Genomic DNA, 23,947 nt, shown 5'->3' on the forward strand with positions numbered 1-23,947 from the left:
CTAAGCAATTGGGATTAGTGAGTCATTCAGCGGATCGTAACGATACTGGAGCCGAATCAGCCGTTTATTGATTGGAACATCAAACTCAATAACCGCCAGTTCGCCAAACTCAAAAAAGCGTTCCCGTCCGTATTTGAGGCCCTGTTGTTTAGCGCCAAACAGAATTTGCTTTGCGCCTTTGATCTGATCAGCAGACTCCTTGTCGGTAGTCTTAGTTTTTTCTAGTACACCCATCGTTTTTTCTGATAAAAAAACCCCCTCCAACAATAGAGAGGGTTTTAAACAAACCAACCTAAACAGTAAACCCAGACCTACTTAAACGGCGTTGACTTGAGCGACAGGACCTTCAGGGAGTCGCTATTAGCGATCCCCACAATTCGAATACTGGCCACGGTGCCTTTCCAGAGCACGGCCTGGCCATGCGGATCGATAAAGGCAGCTGTTGCGCCAACCCCAGTACCACGGGTGAGCACCCGAACGGTGCCTTTTTCAATGGTGGCCACGTATTTGGTCGTCGAATCCTGTAATTCGATAGCGTTTGTCGAATAGACAATTCGATTCGTCGTTGGGTATGTAACATAAGGCACCGTGTCGGCCGCCACGAATGCAACGACAACAATGGCAGCTATGATTCCAAGTAAGAACTTCATAAAGTTTGAAATAAATAAGAAGTGAATATTAACCTAAAAAGCAGGTAGGGAAGGCCTTTCGACCCTCCCTAAAATTGACTAAATAGGCGATTGAACCATTTCAAAGCGCTTGATCGGCGTCGTATTATCAGACGTAAAGTCGGTGGCGAAGCAGAAATCGGCCGATAATTTGGTCGAATACGCAATCTTTTCGTCGACGCAGTCAACCCGCTGTAATACACCCCATTCCCAACCTTCAAACAGGTCATCGGACATCCGGCCCCATAGGTTGATATCGGACATATTGCCTGCTTTTTCCCATTGTGCGATATCGGCCGCTGAGCCAATTTCCGGCGCATTCCGGTACGCTTTGTCGATGATGTTAACCACGCCAATCGAACCCATTGGACCGACGTAGTGAACAGTGCGGTTGGTACCACGGGCAATCCGGTTCGAGGTCTCGAACTCCTGAATTCCGGCTTCGCCCATCAGAGAACGGGTATCGAGTGCCGAACCACCACCGGGATACTGCAGGCGCAGTTTATCGGCTTTAGCGATCGTCGATGCGATATCGAAGTAAGGTCCGCTGACATCCATTTCGTCCATGATCGTCGTCATGTTGATATAGAAATCTTCGGGCTTGCTTGCTGGTAACTGATAAGAGCCACCGGCCGAACGCGTATACAGTGGATGATTGGCATCCCACGAGTTGATCACGGTGTCCTTGTTGGTATCCAACGTAGCGGCCGCAACCGTATCCAATTGGCGCAGGATTTCTTTCCGGGCCATGATGTACTGATGGCGCAGAGCCTGCTGAGGGGTCGTATAATTATCCTCGAAATCATCGGGCACTACGCCCATATCCACCGCCATGTGAATGCGGGTCAGACTTTTGAGCGTTGGCGAAATGCTCGGTGGGGAAATCGTACAGCTGCGCACGGTTAGCACTGTAGCCGAGTACTTGTTGAGCAGCGGAATTTTAATCGTGCGGGTAAATGGCTGTTTACGAATTTTGGCCAGCGCATCGGCACCAAATAATTTGGTCGTATTATTCACAAACGCGTTCAGGGCTCCGTAATGCGACATGCGCTTTTCGTAGGCCCCGAATTCGCCGGTGTCCACGCCCAGGATCATTTCGGGCAGGGTTAATGCAGTAAGTGACATACTGTATTCGGGTTTTGAGGGTAACTAAACCTCGTTGAACCGCACCGTCCGTAGTGTCGGGGTCAGCCGGAACCGTTCCGGGAGGCCTGACCGTTTTAAATCAACAGACCTATACCAGGCCTGCCTTTTGTTTTTCGTCGTTGACGAAGGTTTTCCAGGCGGGTGAGTTGGTCTTGTGTCCCGCTTCACTGGCAGCCGTGAAAATGTCTGCCAATGATTTGGCACCACCACCGCCAGCACCACCACCGCCACCGGTGCCACCACCTTTCTGCTGATGGTTCTGAGGAGCAAGGAAAATGGAGTGATTTTTCTGAATGATCTCGAGCGGAGTCATTGGCTCGCCAGTGGTCGCATTCATCAGAGGGGTGTCCGTACCCTTCTTTTTGAAAAACAACACACCATCCTTGTCTTCAGCAGCTTCATAAACGGTGTTGAACGTGGCCGTGATCGTTTCAATATCTGCTTTCTTAGCTGAGGCTTTTTCAGCGTCTGTTTTCAGATTTGGATTCACGGGCACCGGTGCCGCTTTGAGCGAAGAATCAACAACACGCTTTACCTGTTTGGCAAAATCGCCCTCCTTCTCCTTCTTGACGGTATCCTTGTAATCATCCAGGTCTTTTTTTGCCTGGCGAATCAATTCTTCAGCCGTCGATGAACCGCCCTCCCCTTTGAGCATCTTTTCCAGTTTCTCTAACTGAGCCGCCGTAAATGGCAATTTGCCCTCATTCGAGAGCTTTTCCACGTAAGAAGCTGTTGACATACCGTCGGGCTTTTTGTAGCCTACGGCCTCCAGCATTTTGTCCATCGCACCGTAAAACCGGGGGGCTTCGCTGTCTGCAAACTCTTTCTTTTTCTTCTCGAGTTCGTTGGCAAATTCCGTATCATATTCCGTTTTGGGCTTGACGATATGACCTTTTCCGGTCAAATAAGCGGTGGCGCGGGCTTCGATTTTCGGAAACAGAGCTGCTTCGATTTCGGGGGTAATCTGCTCATCGGTGAGCGCATTGATTTCGTCGACTGTGATTGGCATTGGTTGTGTCCGTCCGTAGACTAGTTAAAATTGACTGATGATTACTCGTTAAAAAGTTGACTATTTGCCAACAGGCTTATTGATGACCGTAAACCGAAGCCCCATTAAATCGTAGGTGGAAATCCCTGTTTCTTTATCGGGTTTAGTATTGGCCGCAAAATCCTGAGGATCGATAAATTGAACTCGACGCTCATCTTCATCCTCTAATTCTTTACCCGAAGGCTTACTGAAGTAGGTTTGAATAACGATGGTCACTTTATCAGCTGGAAACTCAGTGCTACCAGGCAGCAACTTTGACAAATCAAACTCTTCGTCATCGTCCTGATTGCCGAAGGGGAAGTTGCTGTTGGCAGGCGGGGCAACAGCTTGAGTTGCCAGAGCACTCACCTCCAAAGCCTTGGTTTTGGCCAGTTCAGCCGCTTCCTCGTCACGTTTAGCCAGGGCTCTCGCTACATGCTCCTCCACAATAGAGGTCACCTGGCTAAGGGGCACCATTGGCTCAGAAGGCGGTTCACTTGCCGGCTCCTGCTGGTTTTCGGTTGGCGGGGTTTGGCTGTCCTGACTTGCCTGACCTTGGGTTTGGGTTTCCCCCACTGGCGGGATCGCTGGTGGGGGGCTTTGCTGGTTCGATTTCGTCGACATAGCTTTTTAAGGAATCTAAAATTTGGGAAACACGATTTGAAAAAGGCGTTTGAATACCAAAGCGCTCGATGGGAATGGATTCGTCCCGCTCGAAACGGTTGATAAAACCCATAAGGCCGACGCTCAACGCGTAGCCTTTTGGGTCTAGTAGATCGATGCCAATCGTACTCAGCTGTTCGGGTGACATGAATGGGTACGGATTGAGCTTATTGATCAGCTTAAAACGGAGTGCGCGGGATGAGTCAGACCGGGCATAATAGTCCTGGAGCATACCGTCGATTTCTTCCAGTAGCCAGGGAGAGCCGATGCCTTGCGCCATCTCGTAGAGCTTCATCAGCAGATCACCCGACAGGGCTGCAAAGCGCCGGCCGTAATTCACGGTACAACCGATGTAGGCAGCGCCGTATCGTAGCCGCAATACACCGTCCAAGATGCGCTTGTGGGTGATCTCAAAGTATTCAGCCAGATATTCGCCTACCTGCCGGGCGGCTTCGAGAATCGATAAGATCTGCGATTCATTGAGCGCCTGGTCATTCTGTGGACCAGCTTCGCTACCGGTCGCCGTCCGCCGAATCTGAGCGCGCAGGGCCGCGACTTTTTTCTGAATGTACTCCAGACTCAGCAGTGGCGCATCGATCCAGCCAGCCGGTGGACGCAGATCAGCGTCTTCCTTGTCTTTGGGCACTGGAATCGGGATGCGACCGCCCGGTCCACCCGGTGGCCGTTTTTTCTTACACCGTGGACACTTACGGCGAATAGGCTCTACATCAGCCCGAATCTCTCCACGCCCATCCAAGCTAGGATATTCAACATAGCCATTCTGGCAACGGTATCCCTCTTCCGTCTGATAGTCGCAACTTCTGGCCTCTTCTTCCATATGCCAGAAGTTGGCAAAGGCCGCTTTGAGGTCATTGCTGTGCATGGCGCCATCGCCGAAAATATACCGATCCAACAGGCCCAGACTGGGGCGAATCAGCGTATTGGAGGCCAGTGGGTTGGTATCGTCGACGTCAGCCCACACTTTGAAGGCAGGACAAAAGCCCAGGTTGTGGGGTTCGCGCAGAATCTCCTTCCATTCAGCTGACCCATCAACTTTCTGGAAAATCGCAAAATCGGACTCGTCGAAGAGTGCTCGTTGGTTCCGCGTATCCGTATCGAAATAGGCGAACTTCATCAATCCTTCTTTGTTGGGGCCACTAGCGGCTTCAGCTTTCTGGATTTTATCGGTTCGCAATAGATACGGGTACGGCTCAGGAAAATCCGTTTTCTGCTCGGCAGGCAGATCAATGACAATCAGCGAGTTCGGCGCGTTAAACAACGCATTGTGACATTTGCGGGTTACAAAGCCGTTTATGTCAATTCGCTCGATGTACTGCTCGGCATCCATCTGCAACTTTTCATCGGATAGCTCGATGGCGATGTAACGATCCTGAGCCCCGTGCACAGCGGCAGCCGAATCAGAAATATCATCGACGAGCTCATTGCTCACCAGTGGCCATACGATATCGCGCTTTAACTGATCAAGCGTCGAAATCGACGGAATAGTCGGTTCGAGGTACTCGGCTACCCATTTCTTCCAATAGGGCGACGCCGAAGCCGCGTCGGGGGCAGCTTCGGCGTGTAACCGGTGGCGCTGATCGTCGAGCAGGGCCTGACGGAGCAGCTTCGAATCGGCCTTTTTAACTATTGGATCGTTGGGCGTAAGCATCTACTCGGCGGGGGTATCCTCTGTGGGTTGGGAAAGGGTAGGCACTAACGAATACCCCTCAGTTGTGGCCGTTTTGTTGGTCACGGCCTCCCAGCAAACAGTAGCGCCGGGTAGCTTTTGGGCCTCCAGGATGGCCTCAGCATGGGCATCCTCAAACTCTCGAACAATAGCCAGGTGTGGGCCTTCAGCTGGCTGGGTCATACGCAGTTTTTTCACAACAGCTTATGGTTGAAGTTGAGATCAAACACTTTGCAAGAGCGGTACCAGCCTTTTTCCATCTCGAAGCGGAACATGAACTGCGTCAAATCGTGCAGCTGCATACCCGTTGGGTCACCGATGAAGATCGAGTGAAACGGAATGGGTTTAAAGTCATCGGTCATGATGACCTGCCGATCGCCCAAAAAGAAGATACCGCCGAGGGTATCAAAGTCAGCGTTTTGATTGCCGCGGGCAAACAGGTCCTCAAACTGGCCGTATTGGGTTGGATTGAGACCGGTATACTTACCCGTAAAAGTCGGCACAGTCTGACCACGCATAATGGTGATGCCGTCGGGCGTGGTGTTGTCATTGCTCCCCACCGTGACAGGTTCAGTACCGGTTAGCTCAGGGCCGTAGATTTTGGGCTTGGGCAGAATCATTTTACTGATATCCGATGCGGCCTGCAGGGCTGTGTAGGTACCCTGCGCTAAGGTTGAGGTGGCGTCGCCAATGGCGGCCGTTTGGGGTAACTCGAAATAACCGATGCGTTTGGCCTGCCCGAGCAGGGTCATGCAGTTAGACGCCGTAATCTGAGCAGCCGTGCCAGTGATGGCATTGCAGGAGAGAAATTTCATGACGGTTTGGAGATAAACTGAGAGTCAGTTGCCGCACCGTCCGTAGTGGGGCATGTGTTATAGGGCAAAAATATAATAAAAAACAATTGTTAATAAGGCTTACTTAAAATTATTGATATTCTAGGAATAGTCGGCCCCTTTGAAGTCGGGCCGTTTACGATTCAGTTCGAAGAATTCGCGCATAGCGATTGCGTCGCCAAAGTCAGGGGAACGGCCCCCCAGAAGGATCTTCTGTTCATCCTTATTGTTAATGCGAAGGCGCTTTGTTGGGTCAACCGCTATTTTGCGGATGGCTCGCAGGTCCGCCACAATCAGATCACGAATGTCGACGACTTTACCCTTTAGCTTGGTTTTAGTCGTGTTATGGCGGTTGTGGTTGTAGGTAGCCACGCCGGAAACAAACATGCCCGTTTCTACACTTTCATAAATCCATGTGTTATCAGCATTCAGACTAACCCGCATAGCTCCCCCATTGATCCGGTTTGCATTTCGATAATAGACCTGGGTTTTGAGGTTTTCATAGTTTTCTTTTTCCCGGATTTGGGGATCATCGAGCGGCTTGCCATTATTTAAAAAACCAACGTAGCGGGGCTTCAACCCCAGCACGTCACCGCCGACCCCGTTCTGATCGACGAGCACGTTGTGTTCCTGAATGCCAAACTTTGACCGTAAAAACTCAATGGCCGCAACAGCCTCGACTGAGTCATTCACCTTTAACACCACACAGCCGACAATTTCCCAGCCTATCCAGGCATAGATTACCGTCCAGTCCCGGCCGAATTTGGCGATATCGGCCGTGATGTAGCGCGCAGGGGGCGCGCTGCCCAGGGGTGAAATCAGGTAGTTGCCAAAGATGGACGAAACCGAGGCCGGATTATAGAGGGCGGCTCCATCAAAACGAACCTTCCAGTTCCCCTTTAAGAGCTTGTTTTGCTCAGCCTCGGGTAAAGACATCAAAGCCGCCAGGTAGCCTGGATCATTCTGAAGTAAGATTTTATTATCGTAAATCTTACCAGGTATGAACGTGATGGACTTAGGCCGAACGCCGGCGTTTTCACCTTCGAACAGGTGGGGGGCTTTTTCAATAACCTCCTCGGCGGTATCTCCCCAGATCATTTCGTCCTTATCGACGGCCAGGTAACGAAGGACACCTATACGCTCCTGAATGGGGTAGCCATAATTCGGATTGGGCGAACTGTCCGCCAGATTTTCTACCTGGTCAATCCACCACTCGATTAGTTCAGCGACAAAACTATCCGGATCGGGATTACACGTAGCTTTCATAAACGAGCGTAACCCATTGGCATGTGGGTTACGATTTCGGGAAAGCATGTAGAAGAATTGAGTACGGGTAAAGTGGGTGAGCTCGTCAAAATAAATGGCCGGAATCTGCGAGCCCTGCCAGGCATGAATATCTTTCTCGTGCTGGAGGTGTCGAAATACAACTTTAGAGCCGTTGTAAAACGTCCAGTCCATGTCCGACAACCGACCACCACAAAGCGGGTAGATGGTGTTGGAGGTCGGTAGAATGGCCCCAGGGTTGGTAATTTCGGGGTAAGTTCTCCGGAAAAAGACGGATTCAAAATCAGGTAGTTTAGCGCAGTACCGAAGCGGATCAATCAGCATGGCGTAGGTTTTGCCTACACCAGCGGCCGCACCGGCAATCGTAATATCAGCTCTGGAGGCCATGAACTGATATTGAAAACCGGGCTGGGGCTGAATGACTTTTCGACCGTCCGACGGTGCGACCTGATAATTACTCATTGGGTTCTTGTGCCGGCGGAATGTTAGAAGGTGGTGGGTCTAATCGGCCGTTTTCAGGTAGCATCAGCATAACGCCCAGCGGATTATTAGCATCGCCACCCAGTTTGATAGGCTGAGGAACCCGGCCCTCTGTGCGGTTCAGCACTTCTTTGATGGCTTTGATATCGCCACCCATTGCCATTTGCAGAAGTCTGGCTGCAATAAATTGATTGATGGTCTGCTCACCATTGGTCGAAAGAGTAGACTTTACCGGATCTCCCCGTTCCCCATTTTTGGTTTTAACGAGCGTAATTTCCAATTCATCACTATCCCCCAGTTCGCGCAAAAACTGAGTAATCGGGCCTTTTGGCCGACCACCCGGATTACCAGATTGACCTGGCTTAAATTGATTCAGCTCTTGATTCGGAATTGGCATAGCCTGCGCCTGTTATTCGCCTGTTCTCAGGCGGTAATCTTATTGTCATTTGGGTTTCCAATCTCCCTGCAGTAGCCTTAGTCTTTCCCGGTAATCTAGAGGAAGATTTAAATTCACCATTGGACCTTTCTCCAGATTTTCAGGAAGCTTTTCAAGCCATTCTAAAAAAACGACATACTTATCCATCATACAGCTGGAGAGTTCGACGTACGAGGTGCAGTGCTCCGGAAAAGTATGAATGGCCAAATGGGACTCGCCAAGTAGCCAAAGCGCAGTCCAGCCCTCAGGCTCAAAGTGATGTTCTGTAAAATGCAGGACGTTGAAGGTCGCCAGGGTGAGGATTCGGTCAAATTCCTCCTTCAGCGTCTTCGGATTGGTGATCGGTATCCATACCGAATGATTCCAAATCTTCGGGCTCATAAACGATTTCGGGAAAATGGGTTTTAATTTGACGAGGATCGCCTTTATAAAAAACAAGAACCTGTTGGTGGGTCTTAACCACTTTCCGGTGTTTCATCTGGCCACTGGCCCGGATAGCGGCATTACCGGCCTGCTCGATCAGAATGCATTCGTTATAGAAGTGTAAACCGAACGAGCGCATGGTGTTGATAATATCCAGGTGAAAGCCGTAGTAAGCGCCGGTCGATTTATGACGGATGTCGCCGACGACGATGACCGCGAACCGGTTTTGTTTCAAACAGGCCACTGAATGCAGAAAGGCCTCGTCGAGGATCTGGTAAAACTGCGCGTAGGTCTTCTGATTGCTGGCATCATTCTCCAGATCACTGTAAACTTCCAGGTCAAAATAAGGCGGACAAGAAAACAGCAGATCCTGACTTTCGGGCTCCAGATACGTGGCCACCTGTCGGCCGTCAGCGCAGATGTATTTGGCTGGCAGGCTTTCAGTATCCACTCGGGCCTGATTCAGATCGGCCTGCTCAGCCCGCAGTTCAATGCCGGTAAAGCTTATGCCCGAAGCTGAACAGACAAAGCCGAACACCGAATCACCCGCGAAGGGGTCAAAGGCCTGGCCACCATCAATTCCGAACCATTGAACAACCACCTCCGCTAAAACCGGATCGAGCAGTGATACGCCGACGGGTAGGTTTGTCGATCGGACATAATGATTGGCTTCAAATTCTGCATTATCGAGCATTCTCCCTAATTTTTGCTCGACGGCGGTCTTTTGGCGATAGTAGCTCGGATCATCCGCAGATTTTGACTTTCGAAGCGTAGCGTTTCGACTTTCACCGTAATCACCGATGCGTGTACGCCAGTGTTCCTTTCGCTCTTTCCAGTAGCCCTGACGGGTATCGAGAATACTGAAGGGCGGAACAATAAAACGTTTGGTGAGGCCACCCTCGTTTTGTTGAATACCCGCGCCTTTTTTACCAAAGCCGATGTCGTCCAGATCGATGTCGAAGTCTACCGCCAGCGATTCAATGACCTCTACATCAAAATCCAGATTTACCTGGCTGACTTTGTTATCGAGTAGCGCCAACTTTCGCCCCTCCGGAGAGTCAATGGTCAGGTCGGTCCGTTTGACAACGACGAGCTTGGTTCCATCGGTTTCGACGACGATGACGTCCTCCATGCCTGAATCGATTGCCGCCTGGAGGGTCTTATTGCCGGCGATGACATTGCCAGCCTCATCGGCGAGGATTGAGCGGCCGGCACCGAGTTCCTTAAGTGACTTGTTTAACAGCTTCGTCCCCTCAACGGTGCCTTTATTGGCATTACGCTGATCCGGTTTGATGCTGGAAATCTTTTCTGACTTCATAATAAGAGGGTTTCGACAAATATATACAACAATTTACATTTTATTTTTTTGTTCTTTTTGTTGTTTTTTAGCCTTACAATGCCTTATTTTACAATAAATCTAAAAGATAACATAAATGGAAAATTCAACACAAACCCCGGCTCCCGTTACCCCGGCCGAGCTCCTAAAACGTCAGCTGGAGGGCTGGCGTGACATGCACACGCTACTCAGCAAAAAGAATGAGGTGGAGCCCTCACACGAGACAGCTGTACAGATTGATTACTGCGCAGGGATGATTGAGCAGTTCGAAACGGAATTGGCCATGTTAACCTCTTCTGCGCAATGAGAAAGCAAGCAATGATTCTGGCGCATGCGCTGAGAAAAACGGGGCTTTCGTTTGGGGAAGCTCAAAAACGGGCATGGGTGACTATCCGCCTGAAAGCCGAAATGCTGATCAAGCCAGTGAGCTTTTTCTATCTGAAAGAAAAAGGGGAGGAACGATTTGCCGTCGGCTATTACGGAGCCGCACCGGCCACGACCACCGCACCCAAACCGGCCAAATCGGTACTGGCCATTCCGTACTACGATACGCTGGCCGATGGCTGGCGATCATTCCGGGCTGACCGGTTGATCCTTGACCGCACCGGCGGACCGGTTTGCAAAGCCTAACCCATAAGTGATAAACTAAAACGGCCCGGCCGTCTGGTCGGGCCATAATTCAACTTTTTATATGGAAAATAACGGAGATCAAAACGCCTTTCCGCTCGACCTAGGTGAAGGTATGGCACAACTTGGTTTGACTATACGCGAATACTTTGCTGCTAAGGCAATGGTCGGCATCATAGCCCAGGATGTTAACAATCAATACACGACCAAATCAATTGTATCAAGCGCAGTGGCTTTGGCTGATGCCCTTATAGAAGAACTCAACAAATAGCCCTCACAATCCTAATGGACTTAAACGTATTAAGTGCTCCTTTGACCATTCACGAAATTGAGTGGAGGGTGCAATCTCAAACCAAGGATGGTCAGAAGATCATTGTGGTGCCGTACATCACCAATCGCTGTGTGATGCAACGCTTCGACGATCAGTTTGGCTGGGCGGGCTGGCAGAACGAAATCAAGGAAATCGACGGCGGTTTTCTCTGCACGATCACGGCCATTCTGCCCGGTGGCGAAATGATCCGGAAGACCGACGGCGCGTCCCGAACCGGTATCGAGCCGGTGAAGGGTGGCATCAGTGATGCCATGAAACGGGCCGCTGTTCAGTTTGGTTTGGGTCGGGGACTGTACGAATTCCCAAAAGTGCTGATTCAGACCACCGACAAATACATTCCCGACTGGGCGACCCCATTGCTTGATAAAATGGTGGAGAAACTCAACGCTGGCGGGGCGGTGCGTGATGTCGTTGTGCTGAAACCTGAACACGCAAAACCAGCTACGAAGCAATGACCGCACAAGATGCATTGGCTTGGCTCAATGGCCGCTGGTGGGTTGATCCGCTCGTATTGGCAGCTTTTCCATTTACTGCCCAAATGTCCACCAAAGCCCAATTTAACGTAGAGCGAGAAGTAACGATTCGTATTCCAACCGATCAGAAGACCCGTTTTAATAGGCCTAAGCCGCAGCGTCGACGGTTCGATGCAGTAGCCGTCGTTAAGCCTCATTACAGAGCTTGGGGAGATGAATTGTTTACGGTTGGATTTGAAATTAAGGTAACCAAATCCGATTTGCTGGCTGATGTCAAGATTGCCGACTACTTGGGGTATACCGATTTTATGTATTTGGTTGTTCCAACTGACCTAGTGATGCTGGCCAACGAGAAAGTAGCTAATCATACACTAATGAATGGCGACAGGTTGATTGGAATCTTAAACGCCCAAAGCGGTGAGGTGGTTTGTCATCCAGCCCGTCAGCAATTAACCGCCGAGTGTCAAGTTGAACTCTATCGTGAATTAGCATTTCGAAGTATAAGACGATGAAAATCCTTAAAACCTTTAACTGGCTTCGGCGGGACTTCTCAGCTACGTTTGAATGCGAGGCCTGTGGCCACCAGCAGACTGACAACAGCTGCTATGACGACGCCAATTTTTACATAAACGTCATTCCGGATATGAAGTGTGAAAAATGCGGTGAAAGTACCAATTCACAGGGTTTGACTCCCTATGCAGTAACACCCCGCTACGATCCTAACATCACCATGTAGCTATGCACTACTACATCGAACAGTTCAGGGAAAAAGACAACCTGATCACTGGCCGCGTCGAAGTGAAGGACAAAGCCGCCAGTGCTTACACAACCGCAACCAATATCACAGCCCGGAGTCATCCGGGCTATAGGGTTCGACTCGTCGAGTCGTACAATTCTCAACCTTGCTTTCAGCCAATCCAAAAGCCAAATGAGACAAATAAAATTTAGAGCCTGGCATTTCAAAGTCGGCAAAATGTTCTCCGCCGAACAAATGGCCGCTGATCAACTGACCTTACTGACAACAGGCCAATTTATAAACGTCAGTGGAGTTCATACTCGCCTATCGTCCATCATTCCGCGTGATGTTATGATGCCCTTAGAATTTACTGGACTCCGGGATAAAAACGGTCAGGACATCTACGAAGGTGACATACTAGATTTTGGCTCTTATATCGGGGCTATTTCGGACGGCACACGCTGTTTGCATAAAGTAGTTTACGAAGACAATCAAGGTGGTTTTAGGACTATCGAGCTTATAAGTCCGGAGAAAGGCACCTTCCCAATGGATCATTATTGTGTCGTTGTTGGCAATATCTATGAAAATCCTGAACTGCTAAACCTGCCTGTTGATGCTACTCATTAATCCCGGCTCCCAGGTTGAAGGTGGCACTTTGGAACAGGCCAGAATCAACGCACAGGTTTTCCTGAATGGCATTCACGATCAGGGCATGAAGGAGGTCTTTATAGACCCAGATCCCGTTTGTGCAGATGGCCGATGGACATTCATTTTCCGCCATCCGGTTACGGGCAAAACGGCCATTTTGAAAACGCACGGACTGACTGACGAAGAATCCCGAAATCAGTTTTTTGTGCCCCGCATTTACTGGAATGGTTCGTCTACCGCTGATCCGGAAATTAAGGACTTTCTGCCAGCGAACTGGGGATTCCGCATAGTCTTCGAACCACTATGACGATCCAAGAGCTGGACACCCTGCCCCTTGGTGCAACCATCTACCTGCCCACTGACTGGGACGTTCAATCCTGGCAGTGGGCAGGTAAGGTGCCTAACCGCAACTTCTATACGCTCCTGCACCCGCCTGATCAGGACGGGGTGATTACCAATCGAAGGCCGTATATCATCGATGCTATGCAACTCATGAACGCCACACTTGACGAAGCCTCAGCCTGGTTGCAACTAGTGGAATGGCTCATGCAACGACACCAGTGGATCTACAACTTTAAACTCTCTCCCGTACCAATGGACGCTAACCAACCCGAATCGAGTGCGCCAAAAAGTTTGGCAGATTACCCGCTCATCGCTCAGAGTTACGTAAAAATGACCGACCACTGGCTCGGCAAGTGGCGGGAGGAGATGGCCAGTCGAACAGCGAGGTCTGTCACCCCTTGGGACCCGACATGGGCGCATCTGCATCTGGAGGCTATTGATCAGGAGATTGAGAAACGTAAACAGGAAAAAACCCAATAGCATGGAAATCACCTTTTTCAAAAATCCCGACCGAGTTGTCTCGAAAAAGTCAGGAATTACCCCCCCCCCCCCCCCCGCACAATATGACAATTCAACTTGAACTCATCACGCCCGAGCTGGCCCAGCAAATCCTCGATGGCAATACCGACAACCGGCCCTGCAAAGAGCGCCACGTTAAGTTTTTGGCGGACCAAATGCGTTCTGGCGATTGGCAGGTGACAGGTGATCCCATCAAGATCAGCGCCAGCGGTCGGCTCCTCGATGGACAACATCGGCTCCGGGCAATCCTGCTCAGTGAAACGGCCCAACATGTCTACGTAGCCCGCCATTGCGAGGAGGAGATTTTCTCAGTACTGGACACTGGCCGTGCCCGATCGGCGAGTGATGTACTAGCCACGTCGGGCATGAAAAACTTTACCTGCATGGCCGCTGCCATAAAACTATTGATTCTCAAAGAGCGGGGCTCATTGCCAACGATGGGCGGAAAAGTGAAGGTGATCACCCATGCTGAAATTCTTGACTTTGCCCGGAAATATGATCTGGAGGAATCAACAACTAAAGCCCATGCCTGGGTAAAACGTTGTAAACTATTGAATCCTGGCGAGTGGACAGCCCTGCATCACCTGTTAAGCGGAGTCGACTCCAAACAGGCTACTGATTTTCTGAATCAGATCAGTACTGGCCTCAACCTGACCGAAGGACATCCGGTCTTTTTACTTCGAACGAAGCTGCAGCTGGCACGTGATGGTCGGTTCAATTTTACTCCAGCTGAGCGGATGGCGCTTACCATCAAAGCATGGAACGCCCTCCGGGAAGGTAAAAAGATTGGACAATTGACCTGGAAGAATTACGAGGAGTTTCCTGAAATCTTTTAGAATGACTTATGAAAGCATACGATCCTGATCAACTCAATTTGTTTTATGATTTCCGGCCCTTAGTTCCAGCCTTTGATAAACCTGTCGAATCTTACACCCGTGTTCAAGATAAGTTAGAGGCTGCAGCGGCAAAGAATCAATCATTAATACGGCTTCAGATCAGTTATGGTGGTGGAGAGTCTATTATCAAAATACAGACTAAAGGCGACGGTGCAACGGGCTGGCGATACCTCAGAAAGTTTAACGACGTAAAGGAGGCCAAGGATACCTACGCCGAAATGCTTAAAAGTGGGGATTATGCCGAAGGCTAACCCTGTACAGAGAAAAAATGTACGATTACGCTAGGTTTTGTACGCATTTCGAAACCTGATACAACTTCAACTCAATGTTTCACAACTACTCAATCATCAAAGCGCACCCTGTTTTTACCATCATTTTCTGCATCGGCATCCTGCTGATCTGCTTTCAATTTCGACCCGCTACACTTCAGGGCAAATGGACGGTACTGGGTTTGCTAGGTTTCGCGGTCGGTCTGGTCATCGCATTATATAAAGCCATTTTTGATTGAACTCACTTAAGCAGCCATGATAAATCTGATAAATATGACCTGCGAGCTTGACCATAACAGGCAGCCAGTTGGTCCACACAAAACAACCATTACCCTTAATCCAGAAGCGGAAAAGACATTTAAGGGTGAAGTATTTCAATTCATGGAAATTGAGATGATGCAAGGGTCCAGAACGATACTTGCCAATGGTCAAATTGAATATGAATTCCTACTGGATAATAAAAAGGCTAGTATTCTAAGAAAGGCATTGGTAATCGCCGTCTTTCCGACAACAAACAATTAGTTTTGAAGATCTTCATGTGCCTTTGGGTCATGATAGGTGTGGATAGAAGCGGAAACGCCGGCCTCATTGGGGCTGGCGTTTTTTTCGTTGCTGGTATTGGGCCTCCCTCAGCAATTGATGAGCTAAGCCCGCTACTTCATTCAGATGTTCGACGACATAAACATTGTAGAGCCGAATTACCTCCTCAACTGAGAAATCATCCCTGTTGATTTGCAGAACACTCCGCGCCGGCGGTAACACTTCGGTTAGTCGGGGCGATAATTCGACGAAAGCTATACCAACATTTGCGGGGACATTCACCGTGTCCACAAATGGCAATGAGTTAACGGCCAGTACCGCTACAGCAAACTCTTTTTCACTCATAAAATTCACCAAAAAGGCCAACCAATTTTAGCCATTATTTACTGATATGGCACATTAGCTATCCTATTTTCTTTACTTTTATATTTCAAATCAAATATATATAACACAAATCAATTATGTTATGAATTTTATTCAGGATGATGTTGAAGAAATGGGAAAGCTGGCCGGTTACGTCCAGTTTATGGTTTACACGGATGTCAACCGTTCGCATGCCGAGCCGCTGGGAGAAGCGATTTGGATGGACATGAAAGCGCTTTTCTCTGAACACTACTATTATGGTACGAAGCATAGTATTGCTATGCCTGCCTTATCTGAGCCGGTCGAGTACACGGTGGCGATGATCCCGTTTGTAGGTTATGTAGATTATGATGGCTTTCCAGGTAAAGTCTTACGCCAGCTGGTCTACCTGGTCAGATCGGAAGTATTTCCATTACTGGCGGAGATCAATCCGAATGAAATTGGACAATGGCTCTATCCTGACTTGCCGCAATAACAAAAGGCCTACCTTTGGGGTGATTTTGGACAGTAATAGATCAATTGGTTTGACCATTGTTTTACTGCATTCCGGAATGCAAGCATTAACTAACTGTTTCTCAAATCCTAACACCGTCATACTGACATACTGGTTGACGGTGTTAGGATCGGAGAAGTACTATTGATAGATTTATTATGCCAACGGTTACACACCGACAATTATTTTTCCAGCATATAGCCCAGACCTCCGATTTCCCCTTAGGGTTGGAAATTGACCGAGCCGAAGGCATTTATCTTTTCCGGCAGGGCGACCAAAAACCATACATGGATCTGATTTCGGGCATTGGCGTAAGCAATGTTGGCCATCGGCATCCAAAGGTACTAGAAGCCATTCAGAACCAGTTGGATAAATACCTGCACCTGATGGTTTATGGCGAATACATTCAGACTCCTCAGACTCAACTGGCTCATGCGCTGGCCCAAACCCTGCCCGCTGGCTTAGATAATGTCTATTTCACCAACTCAGGTACAGAGGCTGTTGAGGGGGCGATGAAATTGGCGAAACGCTACACGGGGCGCTCCGAATTTATCAGTTGCTTCAACGCGTATCACGGCTCTACACAAGGTTCCCTTTCGCTCTCGGGCGATGAAAATTTCAAACAAAATTACCGTCCGCTCCTCCCCGATGTCCGGCATATTCAACATGGAAATCTGGACGATATTGAGAAAATCACGTCGCGAACAGCGGCTGTTATTATAGAAGTCGTGGCTGGTGAGGCCGGCGTTCGCTTAGCCGACGCGACTTATTTCCAAACTCTCCGACAACGCTGCACCGAAGTAGGTGCGTTACTGATTTTCGACGAAATTCAGACGGGCTTTGGTAGGACCGGAACGTTCTGGGCCTTTGAAGGGGTAAATACCATACCCGATATTTTACTATGCGCTAAAGGGATGGGGGGAGGCATGCCCATTGGGGCATTTATAAGCTCGGCAGAGAAGATGAGTGTCTTCAAAAACAACCCAATTCTAGGACACATCACTACGTTTGGCGGGCATCCAGTTTCGGCGGCTGCTTCACTGGCCACCCTTCAAGTGATTCAGGAGCAGAAATTGCATGAACAGGCCGAAGCTAAAGGTCAATTATTTCGGCAGTTATTACAGCACTCGGCTATTCGGCAAATACGGGGAAAAGGGTTAATGCTCGCCATTGAATTTGACTCGTTCGACGTACTGAAGCCTGTCATCGACCGGGCTATTGAAAAAGGGCCTTCCGGGCCGGGCGTCATCACCGATTGGTTTCTGTTCTGCAACAATTCGATGCGGATTGCACCGCCCTTAATCATTACAGAAGATCAGATTCGGGAAGCCTGCGCCATTATTCTGGATTCAATTTAAGGACAGTCAGTTATGCCATACCTTAGAAGATATGGCATAACTGACTGTCATCAATTACTCTTAAGGAAATATAACCGTCAACGTGCCGACTACGAGAGCCAGACTGAAAATAATCAGCAGTCCGATCAATACAGTTCTCAATAAGCTGCCCGGTTTTTCTGGTGTAGGTGTTGCCATATGGTTTCACGGGGTTACAGTTCATTAATCAGTCAATTACCTACCACTATTACGTTGGTCAGGCTTTATTTCTAGCAGATACTCTTTCGGCGGCTCAGCTCCTAACAGGTTTTTCACAAAGTAATCCCAACGCCGACGGGTCATGTAAGGCGAATAGCTGCCATATCCGTGGGCACTATTGGGAAACACAATCAGGTCATAGTCTTTGTTCGCTTTTTCAAGGGCTTCAACAACGAGCAAGGTATTGTAAGGTGGTACATTGTCGTCCATCATCCCATGCGCCAGCATTAGTTTACCTTTCAGATTTTTAGCATACACCTGATTAGCCTGCGCAGCGTAGTCAGAGGCAGACGTTAAACCATTATACCGTTCGCCCCAGTCGTCCTCGTAGTTGCGGTTGTCGTGGTTACCCGATTCTGAAATACCAACTTTAAAGAAATCAGGGTACCGAAACATGGCTGTAGCGGTGGCAAATCCTCCCCCTGAGTGCCCCCAGATACCCACGCGTGTGGTGTCGATATAGGCGTAGGTTTGCGCCAGTTGCCGGATGCCGGTTATCTGATCGGTTAATGTATTGTCGGCCATATTTCCATAGCTCATATCATGGAAACTTTTGGAGCGTAAGGGATTGCTGGTTCCTTCGAGTTGAAAGACAATAAACCCAAGTTCAGCCAATGCCTGATTATCACCTCTGGCAGCCGAAAATGACCAGCTGCCTACACTTCCGCCCTGTGGGCCGGGATAAATGTAATCGATTATCGGATATTTCTTGCTGGCATCAAGGTGTGTCGGCATGTACAGCAATCCATATAGATCGGTTTTACCATCGTGGGCCTTTACTGTAACTGGCATCGGAGGTTTCCAGCCAGTAGCTGTCAGCCGTGAAATGTCCGTTTTCTCAAGGCCGACGCTCATCTTTCCATCCAACGCCCGTACAACCGTGACTGCGGGAGTATTGGGTTTAGAATAACTATCGATAAAATAAGTACCTGATGGCGAAAGTGTTACCTGATGATTCTCTTCTTCGGGTGTAAGCACAGCGAAGTGTTTACCATCAAATCCAATCTGACAGAACTGACTAAAATAGGGATTAGCTGCCTGCCGACCATTGGCCATGAAGTACACCATTCGTTTTGCTTCATCAACCTTTACCAACTTCGTAACCAACCAGTCTCCTTTGGTAATCTGGTTTTTCAGCTTTCCGGTGGCGGCATCATACAAATAGAGATGTCCCCAATTATCTCGCTCCGAAAACCAGATAAATTCGTTGGTTTTATCCAGGTAGCGCCAGTTAATAGATCCCCAGCCCGATTCATATTGCGTGGGAACTGTTTCTTCGAATAGTTCACGTACAGCTCCTGTAACGGCATCAGCCAGCCGAACCTTTTCCTGTTTATGATCGCGTGAGGTCGATACAAATGCCAGCTTTGCACCGTCGGCAGTCCAGTTTACATCGTCGAACGTTCCACTACTGGATATATCATCGCTTAATGTAGCCCGGTGAGGATCAGCGGGAATCTGCAACGAAATCACCTTCGGCTCATCGACATTGATAATGACACGCTGAATGGTAGCGATGTCTTTATCGCCCGGTAACGGATATTTCCATTGCTTTAACGTAGGCTTCCCCACGTTCGTAGTCACCAGATACATATCACTTACAGTACGCTGATCCTGCTTAAACGTGGCAATTTTCTTCGAATCCGGCGACCAGGCTAATACAGGCCGATCACTCGAACGCCAGCCAGCGTTATCGGTGGCATACCCAAAATCCTTTATACCATCGGTAGTCAACTGCTTTTGGGCACCGGTTTGCACCGTACGAACCCATAAATTATAGTCTTTGATATAAGCCGCTTGTTTCCTGTCGGGCGACAGTACTTCATTTCCTCCGCCACGTCGGCCTTCGGCGCTGGGCATGGATGGAATCACAGACGCATCCGCCGTCAACTGACCGGATTGAAGCTCATATTTCCACTGTTTACCATCAGCCTGAATAATAATTGACGTATTATCCGGCGAATAACTAAACTGCTGAAACGGCAGTTTGGCGGCCTCGTATGTCTTACCCGTTGCTTTTGACAGGGCATCGGCTAGTTTTTGATGATCAAACGCAGCTGACCGGGTTCCTTTCGCCGGGTCTACCAGGATAAATTCACTGCCTTTGGCGTTTAAATCGCGGTACCAGAATCGATCACCCGGCAACCAGTTGGGGCGAACACTACTATGATCAACAAACGACTCAACGTTCGACCCAAGAAATCGCTGGGCCTGTTCATACTGGCTGGCAGTCAGTGCAGGCCGTTGCTGTGCCTGTGTCGCTAGAGAAAGAGCAAGAAAGCTACTGGTTAGTAACGTTATTTTCATAGGTTATTGATGAATGCGTAAGGCAAATCTGTTACAACGGGATATTCCCGTGTTTTTTCTTGGGCATGCTAGCGACTTTGTTTTCCAGCATCTTAAACGCCCGGATGAGTTTCTGGCGAGTCTGATCGGGCATGATCACCTCATCGATGTAGCCCCGATGTGCAGCCCGGTACGGATTGGCGAATTTCTCGGTATAGTCCAGTACTTTCTCCTGTAACTTGGCTTGTGGGTCTTCGGCTTCGGCAATTTCGCGCTTGAAAATAATCTCGGCAGCTCCGCTCGCTCCCATTACCGCAATTTCGGCCGATGGCCACGCATAGTTCATATCGGCACCAATGTGCTTGGAATTCATCACATCGTAGGCTCCACCATAGGCTTTTCGGGTGATGACCGTTACGCGCGGTACGGTCGCTTCGCAGAAGGCAAATAATAATTTAGCTCCGTTGCTAATGATGCCATTCCACTCCTGATCAGTACCGGGCAGGAAACCCGGAACATCTTCCAAAACCAACAAGGGAACATTAAAGCAGTCGCAGAAACGCACAAAACGAGCCGCTTTCGTACTGGCATTGATATCCAGTACACCTGCCAAAACAGCCGGTTGGTTACCCACAATACCAATGCTTCGTCCACCAATTCGCGCAAATCCGACGACAATGTTCTCAGCAAAATTCTTGTGAACCTCCATGAAACTACCGGCGTCCACCAGTTCGTCGATTACCTCGCGCATGTCGTAAGGTTGGTTTGGGTTATCAGGAATCAGAGTATTCAACGCAGATCGAGTTTCGTCGGATGGCTCGTAGGCCAGCATCGGCGGTTCATCTTCACAGTTTTGGGGGATATAACTAAGCAGTTGCTTAAGCGACTGAATACAAGCTAGTTCATTCGCACAAGAGAAATGGGTGACTCCCGATTTAGTGCTATGTGTACTCGCTCCTCCTAATTCTTCGGCCGTGACCGTCTCGTGTGTAACGGTTTTCACGACGTTAGGTCCAGTCACAAACATATAGCTCGTATTCTCGACCATGAAAATAAAGTCGGTAATGGCAGGGCTATAGACGGCTCCCCCAGCGCACGGCCCCATAATGGCCGATAATTGCGGAATCACGCCGGAAGCCCGTGTATTGCGGTAAAAAATATCGGCATAACCGGCCAGCGACAAAACTCCTTCCTGAATCCGGGCACCACCCGAATCGTTCAGACCGATTATCGGCGCGCCGTTTTGCATCGCCAGATCCATCAATTTGCATATCTTTTCGGCGTGGGTTTCTGATAAGGCTCCACCGAAAACGGTAAAGTCCTGAGCAAATACATAAACAAGTCGCCCATCAACCGTACCATAACCGGTCACAACGCCATCACCGAGGTAATGCTCTTTGTCCATGCCGAAGTCGCGGGTGCGGTGCATGACAAACTTTCCAATTTCCTCAAATGACCCTTCGTCTACCAGAAGCGCGATTCGTTCGCGAGCGGTCAATTTCCCCTTTTTGTGCTGAGCATCAATCCGTTTCTGCCCACCACCCAATTCGGCTTCGGCATTTTTAGCAGATAGAATTTCGGTTTTAGACAATCGCAGGGAATTGGCCTGACTGGCCTCTGGATGAGCTTCCGGTTGCATATAATTTGGCTTCGTGAAATCAAGTATAGACAAAGTTAATTTTTCTTACGAATTACAACGGCCTGGATTGATTTTGTATCCTAAAGCCACCAAACACATTTGCACCATGAATCGACTTTCTCACGCCTTCTTCTTACTCGCTTGCTGCCTCCTGCTCGATGGATGCGGGCACCCTTATACACCTCCGCCCCCATCCGCTACGAGCGATACCTATCGCCCAATCTATGCCTCCTACGCCGATATTCGAACGATACAGACGTTGCCTCCTCAACCGCTCAAAAATGTCGGAAAGATTTACCTCAAAGACAATTACCTGTTTATCAACGACATAGGTGCCGGCATTCATATTCTGGATAATCAAGACCCGGAAAAGCCTGTACAACTGGCCTTTATCTCCATTATCGGCAATCAGGAGTTAGCCATTAAAGACAGCATCCTTTATGCCGACAATGTAACGGATCTGGTGGCTCTCAATATTGCCAATCCACTAAACGTCCGAGTTGTCAAACGTATCGAAAATGCATTCGCATACGCGGCTTACCCCATCGCAACAAATGTCCGCTTCGAATGTGCTGACCCGAATAAAGGCGCGGTTGTCCGTTGGGAAAAGGCTACGGTTGAGAATCCACAATGCTATCGGTAAAACGTCTCCTGACAATAACTCGCTGATGTTTAAGCTTACGATGAGCATTAAAATCATCCTAAAAAATCTGCGGTCCCTTACCTGATGATCCCCATGAAATTATTTCTCTACGCGCTTATTACTTTAGTGATCCTGACCTCCTGCTCGAATAGCAGTAGTGTTGGCCCCACGCCGGGAGCAGGAACAGGTGGCTCAACGGCCCGGTTTACGGTCAGCGGCAATACGCTCTACATGGTCAATAATACAGACCTACAGGCTTACGATATTTCGAACAGCAGCGACCCCAAGAAAGGAAGCAAAACGAATCTTGGCATCGGTGTTGAAACGATATTTCCTTACCAGAACAACCTGTTTATTGGCACTCAGACGGGCATGTATATCTATGACATCAATCAACCGAATGCCCCAAAATTGGTCGGTATCTACAACCACGTGTTAAGCTGCGACCCGGTGGTCGTTCAGGGTAAGTATGCTTATGTAACGCTACGAAGTGGCACCAACTGCCGAAACCAATCAATAATAGCTAATACGCTGGACGTCATTGACATTAGTAATTTATCTAATCCGAGATTGCTACAGAGCTATCCGATGACAAACCCTCGTGGCCTCGGTGTCGATAGTACTTTATTGTTCGTTGGTGAGGGCGATTATGGTTTGCGGCTAATGGACATCAGTGACCCGACCAACGTTAAGGAACTGGAGTATTTCTACGACACGAAAACATACGACGTCATTCCCTCAAAAAAAATACTGATTGTAACGGGGCCGAAGGGGATTTATGAGTACAGCTACGCTAACCTCAAACAGCTGAAGCTACTCAGCACGATCCCCGTTCAGCCATGAGAAATTGTATAATAGACTTACTGGTTTTTCTGGCGATAGGCGTTACGTCGGCCTTAGCTCAGTCAGAAAAACCGCTGCCCTTACATCCATTTTATGCCGAACAGAGTCAGCGTTGGGTGGTTAAGTTTGCCCCAACCAGCTTAATCGACCCCAGCAATACTATTCAGTTTGGCGTCGAGCGACTTGTGGGTCAACACCAATCTATACAGGCTGAATTTGGCTATGGTTGGCAAGGCATGAATCTCTGGGATGTTTCTCAACGATCTCGCTATACAGACATGAAAATCTGGCGAGGGCGGGCCGAGTGGCGGTATTACTGGCGGGGCGGCCCTGTTGGATCATATATCGCTCTGGAAGGGCTTTTTAAGCAAACAAATGCCTTCGAAAATGGCACTGTTGGCAAAGGCTGCGACACTGGACCTTGCCAATATTACCAGATGTATTCGGCACCTATCAGCAAACGAGTTTGGGCTGGTCACCTCAAGTTTGGCCGTCAGTTTCCACTTTCCCGCAACAATCGATTTCTGGGCGATTTTTATGGTGGACTTGGCATTCGTTGGTACGATCTCGACCGCTCTCACGTTCCAGACGGCCTTTCTTTTTATGATTCGTACAGGACCATTCTGCTTGATCCTTTTTCAACACCCATTCGCCCAACGCTCAGTATTTCATACGGTATCAAGTTTGGGTATTCGTTTTGAGTCAGTTAATGGTCTTTTCG

33 protein-coding genes are annotated in these 23,947 nt (G+C 49.0%); 18 read left to right on the forward strand and 15 right to left on the reverse strand.

Going from position 1 to position 23,947, the window contains the following annotated elements; all coding sequences use genetic code 11:
* The 12 genes from H3H32_RS16530 to H3H32_RS16585 form a co-directional block, all read right to left on the reverse strand.
* A complete protein-coding gene (locus H3H32_RS16530) occupies positions 1-234 on the reverse strand; it encodes a hypothetical protein (RefSeq protein WP_182463744.1) in 234 nt (77 codons plus the stop codon).
* A gap of 77 nt (positions 235-311) precedes the next feature.
* Complete coding sequence (locus H3H32_RS16535; RefSeq protein WP_182463745.1) at positions 312-650, reverse strand: hypothetical protein; 339 nt, start codon at positions 648-650, stop codon at positions 312-314.
* A 78-nt stretch (positions 651-728) separates the two neighbouring features.
* Positions 729-1,793, reverse strand: coding sequence for a hypothetical protein (locus H3H32_RS16540; protein WP_182463746.1), 1,065 nt, complete (start codon positions 1,791-1,793; stop codon positions 729-731).
* A gap of 109 nt (positions 1,794-1,902) precedes the next feature.
* Complete coding sequence (locus tag H3H32_RS16545; RefSeq protein WP_182463747.1) at positions 1,903-2,823, reverse strand: hypothetical protein; 921 nt, start codon at positions 2,821-2,823, stop codon at positions 1,903-1,905.
* Positions 2,824-2,883: 60 nt separating this feature from the next.
* Positions 2,884-3,318: a hypothetical protein gene (locus tag H3H32_RS16550; protein ID WP_182463748.1), complete on the reverse strand. Its 435-nt coding sequence runs from the start codon at positions 3,316-3,318 to the stop codon at positions 2,884-2,886.
* A gap of 16 nt (positions 3,319-3,334) precedes the next feature.
* Positions 3,335-5,173: a hypothetical protein gene (locus H3H32_RS16555; RefSeq protein ID WP_182463749.1), complete on the reverse strand. Its 1,839-nt coding sequence runs from the start codon at positions 5,171-5,173 to the stop codon at positions 3,335-3,337.
* Positions 5,174-5,389, reverse strand: coding sequence for a hypothetical protein (locus H3H32_RS16560; RefSeq protein WP_182463750.1), 216 nt, complete (start codon positions 5,387-5,389; stop codon positions 5,174-5,176).
* Entirely contained in the window at positions 5,386-6,006 is a 621-nt protein-coding gene (locus H3H32_RS16565) for a hypothetical protein (RefSeq protein ID WP_182463751.1), read from the reverse strand. The genes H3H32_RS16560 and H3H32_RS16565 overlap by 4 nt, the downstream gene beginning before the upstream one ends.
* Before the next feature lie 120 nt (positions 6,007-6,126).
* On the reverse strand, positions 6,127-7,770 hold the full coding sequence (locus tag H3H32_RS16570) for a terminase large subunit domain-containing protein (RefSeq protein WP_182463752.1): 1,644 nt from the start codon (positions 7,768-7,770) through the stop codon (positions 6,127-6,129).
* The gene (locus H3H32_RS16575; protein WP_182463753.1) at positions 7,763-8,185 is read right to left on the reverse strand and encodes a DUF5681 domain-containing protein; all 423 of its coding nucleotides are present in this window, start codon (positions 8,183-8,185) and stop codon (positions 7,763-7,765) included. Before H3H32_RS16575 ends, H3H32_RS16570 begins: the two co-directional genes overlap by 8 nt.
* A gap of 45 nt (positions 8,186-8,230) precedes the next feature.
* Positions 8,231-8,605, reverse strand: coding sequence for an S-adenosylmethionine decarboxylase family protein (locus H3H32_RS16580; RefSeq protein ID WP_182463754.1), 375 nt, complete (start codon positions 8,603-8,605; stop codon positions 8,231-8,233).
* Positions 8,532-9,965 carry a site-specific DNA-methyltransferase gene (locus H3H32_RS16585; RefSeq protein WP_182463755.1) on the reverse strand — a complete coding sequence of 478 codons (1,434 nt, stop codon included), beginning with the start codon at positions 9,963-9,965 and terminating at the stop codon, positions 8,532-8,534. Before H3H32_RS16585 ends, H3H32_RS16580 begins: the two co-directional genes overlap by 74 nt.
* Positions 9,966-10,286: 321 nt before the next feature.
* Here H3H32_RS16585 and H3H32_RS16590 point away from each other — a divergent pair, with 321 nt between their 5' ends.
* The 13 genes from H3H32_RS16590 (at position 10,287) to H3H32_RS16650 (ending at position 15,346) form a co-directional block, all read left to right on the forward strand.
* Entirely contained in the window at positions 10,287-10,613 is a 327-nt protein-coding gene (locus H3H32_RS16590; RefSeq protein ID WP_182463756.1) for an SH3 beta-barrel fold-containing protein, read from the forward strand.
* Between the two features lie 61 nt (positions 10,614-10,674).
* Positions 10,675-10,881 carry a hypothetical protein gene (locus tag H3H32_RS16595; protein WP_182463757.1) on the forward strand — a complete coding sequence of 69 codons (207 nt, stop codon included), beginning with the start codon at positions 10,675-10,677 and terminating at the stop codon, positions 10,879-10,881.
* Positions 10,882-10,895: 14 nt separating this feature from the next.
* Positions 10,896-11,396, forward strand: a complete 501-nt coding sequence (locus H3H32_RS16600) for a Rad52/Rad22 family DNA repair protein (RefSeq protein ID WP_182463758.1) — start codon at positions 10,896-10,898, stop codon at positions 11,394-11,396.
* Positions 11,393-11,926, forward strand: a complete 534-nt coding sequence (locus tag H3H32_RS16605) for a hypothetical protein (RefSeq protein ID WP_182463759.1) — start codon at positions 11,393-11,395, stop codon at positions 11,924-11,926. Before H3H32_RS16600 ends, H3H32_RS16605 begins: the two co-directional genes overlap by 4 nt.
* On the forward strand, positions 11,923-12,150 hold the full coding sequence (locus tag H3H32_RS16610) for a hypothetical protein (RefSeq protein WP_182463760.1): 228 nt from the start codon (positions 11,923-11,925) through the stop codon (positions 12,148-12,150). The genes H3H32_RS16605 and H3H32_RS16610 overlap by 4 nt, the downstream gene beginning before the upstream one ends.
* Positions 12,151-12,152: 2 nt before the next feature.
* The gene (locus H3H32_RS16615; RefSeq protein WP_182463761.1) at positions 12,153-12,362 is read left to right on the forward strand and encodes a hypothetical protein; all 210 of its coding nucleotides are present in this window, start codon (positions 12,153-12,155) and stop codon (positions 12,360-12,362) included.
* Positions 12,343-12,777, forward strand: a complete 435-nt coding sequence (locus H3H32_RS16620; protein WP_182463762.1) for a YopX family phage-derived protein — start codon at positions 12,343-12,345, stop codon at positions 12,775-12,777. The genes H3H32_RS16615 and H3H32_RS16620 overlap by 20 nt, the downstream gene beginning before the upstream one ends.
* Complete coding sequence (locus H3H32_RS16625) at positions 12,764-13,105, forward strand: hypothetical protein (RefSeq protein ID WP_182463763.1); 342 nt, start codon at positions 12,764-12,766, stop codon at positions 13,103-13,105. Before H3H32_RS16620 ends, H3H32_RS16625 begins: the two co-directional genes overlap by 14 nt.
* Complete coding sequence (locus tag H3H32_RS16630; RefSeq protein WP_182463764.1) at positions 13,102-13,620, forward strand: hypothetical protein; 519 nt, start codon at positions 13,102-13,104, stop codon at positions 13,618-13,620. Before H3H32_RS16625 ends, H3H32_RS16630 begins: the two co-directional genes overlap by 4 nt.
* An 83-nt stretch (positions 13,621-13,703) precedes the next feature.
* A complete protein-coding gene (locus H3H32_RS16635; protein WP_182463765.1) occupies positions 13,704-14,495 on the forward strand; it encodes a hypothetical protein in 792 nt (263 codons plus the stop codon).
* 8 nt (positions 14,496-14,503) lie between these two features.
* Complete coding sequence (locus H3H32_RS16640; RefSeq protein WP_182463766.1) at positions 14,504-14,806, forward strand: hypothetical protein; 303 nt, start codon at positions 14,504-14,506, stop codon at positions 14,804-14,806.
* A gap of 74 nt (positions 14,807-14,880) precedes the next feature.
* Positions 14,881-15,063: a hypothetical protein gene (locus tag H3H32_RS16645; RefSeq protein WP_182463767.1), complete on the forward strand. Its 183-nt coding sequence runs from the start codon at positions 14,881-14,883 to the stop codon at positions 15,061-15,063.
* 16 nt (positions 15,064-15,079) lie between these two features.
* On the forward strand, positions 15,080-15,346 hold the full coding sequence (locus tag H3H32_RS16650; RefSeq protein ID WP_182463768.1) for a hypothetical protein: 267 nt from the start codon (positions 15,080-15,082) through the stop codon (positions 15,344-15,346).
* Positions 15,347-15,409: 63 nt separating this feature from the next.
* Here H3H32_RS16650 and H3H32_RS16655 read toward each other — a convergent pair whose 3' ends face one another.
* Positions 15,410-15,709, reverse strand: coding sequence for a hypothetical protein (locus H3H32_RS16655; protein ID WP_182463769.1), 300 nt, complete (start codon positions 15,707-15,709; stop codon positions 15,410-15,412).
* Between the two features lie 121 nt (positions 15,710-15,830).
* Between H3H32_RS16655 and H3H32_RS16660 the strand changes: the two genes are divergently transcribed.
* The gene (locus tag H3H32_RS16660) at positions 15,831-16,202 is read left to right on the forward strand and encodes a hypothetical protein (RefSeq protein ID WP_182463770.1); all 372 of its coding nucleotides are present in this window, start codon (positions 15,831-15,833) and stop codon (positions 16,200-16,202) included.
* Between the two features lie 176 nt (positions 16,203-16,378).
* Positions 16,379-17,578 carry an aspartate aminotransferase family protein gene (locus H3H32_RS16665; RefSeq protein WP_182463771.1) on the forward strand — a complete coding sequence of 400 codons (1,200 nt, stop codon included), beginning with the start codon at positions 16,379-16,381 and terminating at the stop codon, positions 17,576-17,578.
* A gap of 213 nt (positions 17,579-17,791) precedes the next feature.
* Here the strand turns inward: H3H32_RS16665 and H3H32_RS16670 are convergent, their stop codons facing one another.
* A complete protein-coding gene (locus tag H3H32_RS16670) occupies positions 17,792-20,122 on the reverse strand; it encodes a S9 family peptidase (protein WP_182463772.1) in 2,331 nt (776 codons plus the stop codon).
* Between the two features lie 31 nt (positions 20,123-20,153).
* The gene (locus tag H3H32_RS16675; RefSeq protein WP_182463773.1) at positions 20,154-21,740 is read right to left on the reverse strand and encodes an acyl-CoA carboxylase subunit beta; all 1,587 of its coding nucleotides are present in this window, start codon (positions 21,738-21,740) and stop codon (positions 20,154-20,156) included.
* A gap of 106 nt (positions 21,741-21,846) precedes the next feature.
* On the opposite strand from H3H32_RS16675, the gene H3H32_RS16680 reads away from it, so the two are divergent.
* The 3 genes from H3H32_RS16680 (at position 21,847) to H3H32_RS16690 (ending at position 23,927) form a co-directional block, all read left to right on the forward strand.
* Positions 21,847-22,383 (forward strand): LVIVD repeat-containing protein, encoded by a 537-nt coding sequence (locus H3H32_RS16680; protein ID WP_182463774.1) that lies wholly within the window; start codon positions 21,847-21,849, stop codon positions 22,381-22,383.
* A gap of 93 nt (positions 22,384-22,476) precedes the next feature.
* Positions 22,477-23,226: an LVIVD repeat-containing protein gene (locus H3H32_RS16685; RefSeq protein ID WP_182463775.1), complete on the forward strand. Its 750-nt coding sequence runs from the start codon at positions 22,477-22,479 to the stop codon at positions 23,224-23,226.
* Positions 23,223-23,927, forward strand: a complete 705-nt coding sequence (locus tag H3H32_RS16690; protein ID WP_182463776.1) for a DUF3575 domain-containing protein — start codon at positions 23,223-23,225, stop codon at positions 23,925-23,927. Before H3H32_RS16685 ends, H3H32_RS16690 begins: the two co-directional genes overlap by 4 nt.
* The last annotated feature ends 20 nt before the right edge of the window (positions 23,928-23,947 follow it).

Source organism: Spirosoma foliorum (assembly GCF_014117325.1).
Lineage (GTDB): Bacteria > Bacteroidota > Bacteroidia > Cytophagales > Spirosomataceae > Spirosoma > Spirosoma foliorum.

Excerpts from the sequence above, each read along its gene's own strand:
- H3H32_RS16530 (WP_182463744.1), bottom strand. The coding sequence starts at position 234 with ATGGGTGTACTAGAAAAAACTAAGACTACCGACAAGGAGTCTGCTGAT.
- H3H32_RS16535 (WP_182463745.1), bottom strand. The coding sequence starts at position 650 with ATGAAGTTCTTACTTGGAATCATAGCTGCCATTGTTGTCGTTGCATTC.
- H3H32_RS16540 (WP_182463746.1), bottom strand. The coding sequence starts at position 1,793 with ATGTCACTTACTGCATTAACCCTGCCCGAAATGATCCTGGGCGTGGAC.
- H3H32_RS16545 (WP_182463747.1), bottom strand. The coding sequence starts at position 2,823 with ATGCCAATCACAGTCGACGAAATCAATGCGCTCACCGATGAGCAGATT.
- H3H32_RS16550 (WP_182463748.1), bottom strand. The coding sequence starts at position 3,318 with ATGGTGCCCCTTAGCCAGGTGACCTCTATTGTGGAGGAGCATGTAGCG.
- H3H32_RS16555 (WP_182463749.1), bottom strand. The coding sequence starts at position 5,173 with ATGCTTACGCCCAACGATCCAATAGTTAAAAAGGCCGATTCGAAGCTG.
- H3H32_RS16565 (WP_182463751.1), bottom strand. The coding sequence starts at position 6,006 with ATGAAATTTCTCTCCTGCAATGCCATCACTGGCACGGCTGCTCAGATT.
- H3H32_RS16570 (WP_182463752.1), bottom strand. The coding sequence starts at position 7,770 with ATGAGTAATTATCAGGTCGCACCGTCGGACGGTCGAAAAGTCATTCAG.
- H3H32_RS16575 (WP_182463753.1), bottom strand. The coding sequence starts at position 8,185 with ATGCCAATTCCGAATCAAGAGCTGAATCAATTTAAGCCAGGTCAATCT.
- H3H32_RS16580 (WP_182463754.1), bottom strand. The coding sequence starts at position 8,605 with ATGAGCCCGAAGATTTGGAATCATTCGGTATGGATACCGATCACCAAT.
- H3H32_RS16585 (WP_182463755.1), bottom strand. The coding sequence starts at position 9,965 with ATGAAGTCAGAAAAGATTTCCAGCATCAAACCGGATCAGCGTAATGCC.
- H3H32_RS16590 (WP_182463756.1), top strand. The coding sequence starts at position 10,287 with ATGAGAAAGCAAGCAATGATTCTGGCGCATGCGCTGAGAAAAACGGGG.
- H3H32_RS16595 (WP_182463757.1), top strand. The coding sequence starts at position 10,675 with ATGGAAAATAACGGAGATCAAAACGCCTTTCCGCTCGACCTAGGTGAA.
- H3H32_RS16600 (WP_182463758.1), top strand. The coding sequence starts at position 10,896 with ATGGACTTAAACGTATTAAGTGCTCCTTTGACCATTCACGAAATTGAG.
- H3H32_RS16605 (WP_182463759.1), top strand. The coding sequence starts at position 11,393 with ATGACCGCACAAGATGCATTGGCTTGGCTCAATGGCCGCTGGTGGGTT.
- H3H32_RS16610 (WP_182463760.1), top strand. The coding sequence starts at position 11,923 with ATGAAAATCCTTAAAACCTTTAACTGGCTTCGGCGGGACTTCTCAGCT.
- H3H32_RS16615 (WP_182463761.1), top strand. The coding sequence starts at position 12,153 with ATGCACTACTACATCGAACAGTTCAGGGAAAAAGACAACCTGATCACT.
- H3H32_RS16620 (WP_182463762.1), top strand. The coding sequence starts at position 12,343 with ATGAGACAAATAAAATTTAGAGCCTGGCATTTCAAAGTCGGCAAAATG.
- H3H32_RS16625 (WP_182463763.1), top strand. The coding sequence starts at position 12,764 with ATGCTACTCATTAATCCCGGCTCCCAGGTTGAAGGTGGCACTTTGGAA.
- H3H32_RS16630 (WP_182463764.1), top strand. The coding sequence starts at position 13,102 with ATGACGATCCAAGAGCTGGACACCCTGCCCCTTGGTGCAACCATCTAC.
- H3H32_RS16635 (WP_182463765.1), top strand. The coding sequence starts at position 13,704 with ATGACAATTCAACTTGAACTCATCACGCCCGAGCTGGCCCAGCAAATC.
- H3H32_RS16640 (WP_182463766.1), top strand. The coding sequence starts at position 14,504 with ATGAAAGCATACGATCCTGATCAACTCAATTTGTTTTATGATTTCCGG.
- H3H32_RS16645 (WP_182463767.1), top strand. The coding sequence starts at position 14,881 with ATGTTTCACAACTACTCAATCATCAAAGCGCACCCTGTTTTTACCATC.
- H3H32_RS16650 (WP_182463768.1), top strand. The coding sequence starts at position 15,080 with ATGATAAATCTGATAAATATGACCTGCGAGCTTGACCATAACAGGCAG.
- H3H32_RS16655 (WP_182463769.1), bottom strand. The coding sequence starts at position 15,709 with ATGAGTGAAAAAGAGTTTGCTGTAGCGGTACTGGCCGTTAACTCATTG.
- H3H32_RS16660 (WP_182463770.1), top strand. The coding sequence starts at position 15,831 with ATGAATTTTATTCAGGATGATGTTGAAGAAATGGGAAAGCTGGCCGGT.
- H3H32_RS16665 (WP_182463771.1), top strand. The coding sequence starts at position 16,379 with ATGCCAACGGTTACACACCGACAATTATTTTTCCAGCATATAGCCCAG.
- H3H32_RS16670 (WP_182463772.1), bottom strand. The coding sequence starts at position 20,122 with ATGAAAATAACGTTACTAACCAGTAGCTTTCTTGCTCTTTCTCTAGCG.
- H3H32_RS16675 (WP_182463773.1), bottom strand. The coding sequence starts at position 21,740 with ATGCAACCGGAAGCTCATCCAGAGGCCAGTCAGGCCAATTCCCTGCGA.
- H3H32_RS16680 (WP_182463774.1), top strand. The coding sequence starts at position 21,847 with ATGAATCGACTTTCTCACGCCTTCTTCTTACTCGCTTGCTGCCTCCTG.
- H3H32_RS16685 (WP_182463775.1), top strand. The coding sequence starts at position 22,477 with ATGAAATTATTTCTCTACGCGCTTATTACTTTAGTGATCCTGACCTCC.
- H3H32_RS16690 (WP_182463776.1), top strand. The coding sequence starts at position 23,223 with ATGAGAAATTGTATAATAGACTTACTGGTTTTTCTGGCGATAGGCGTT.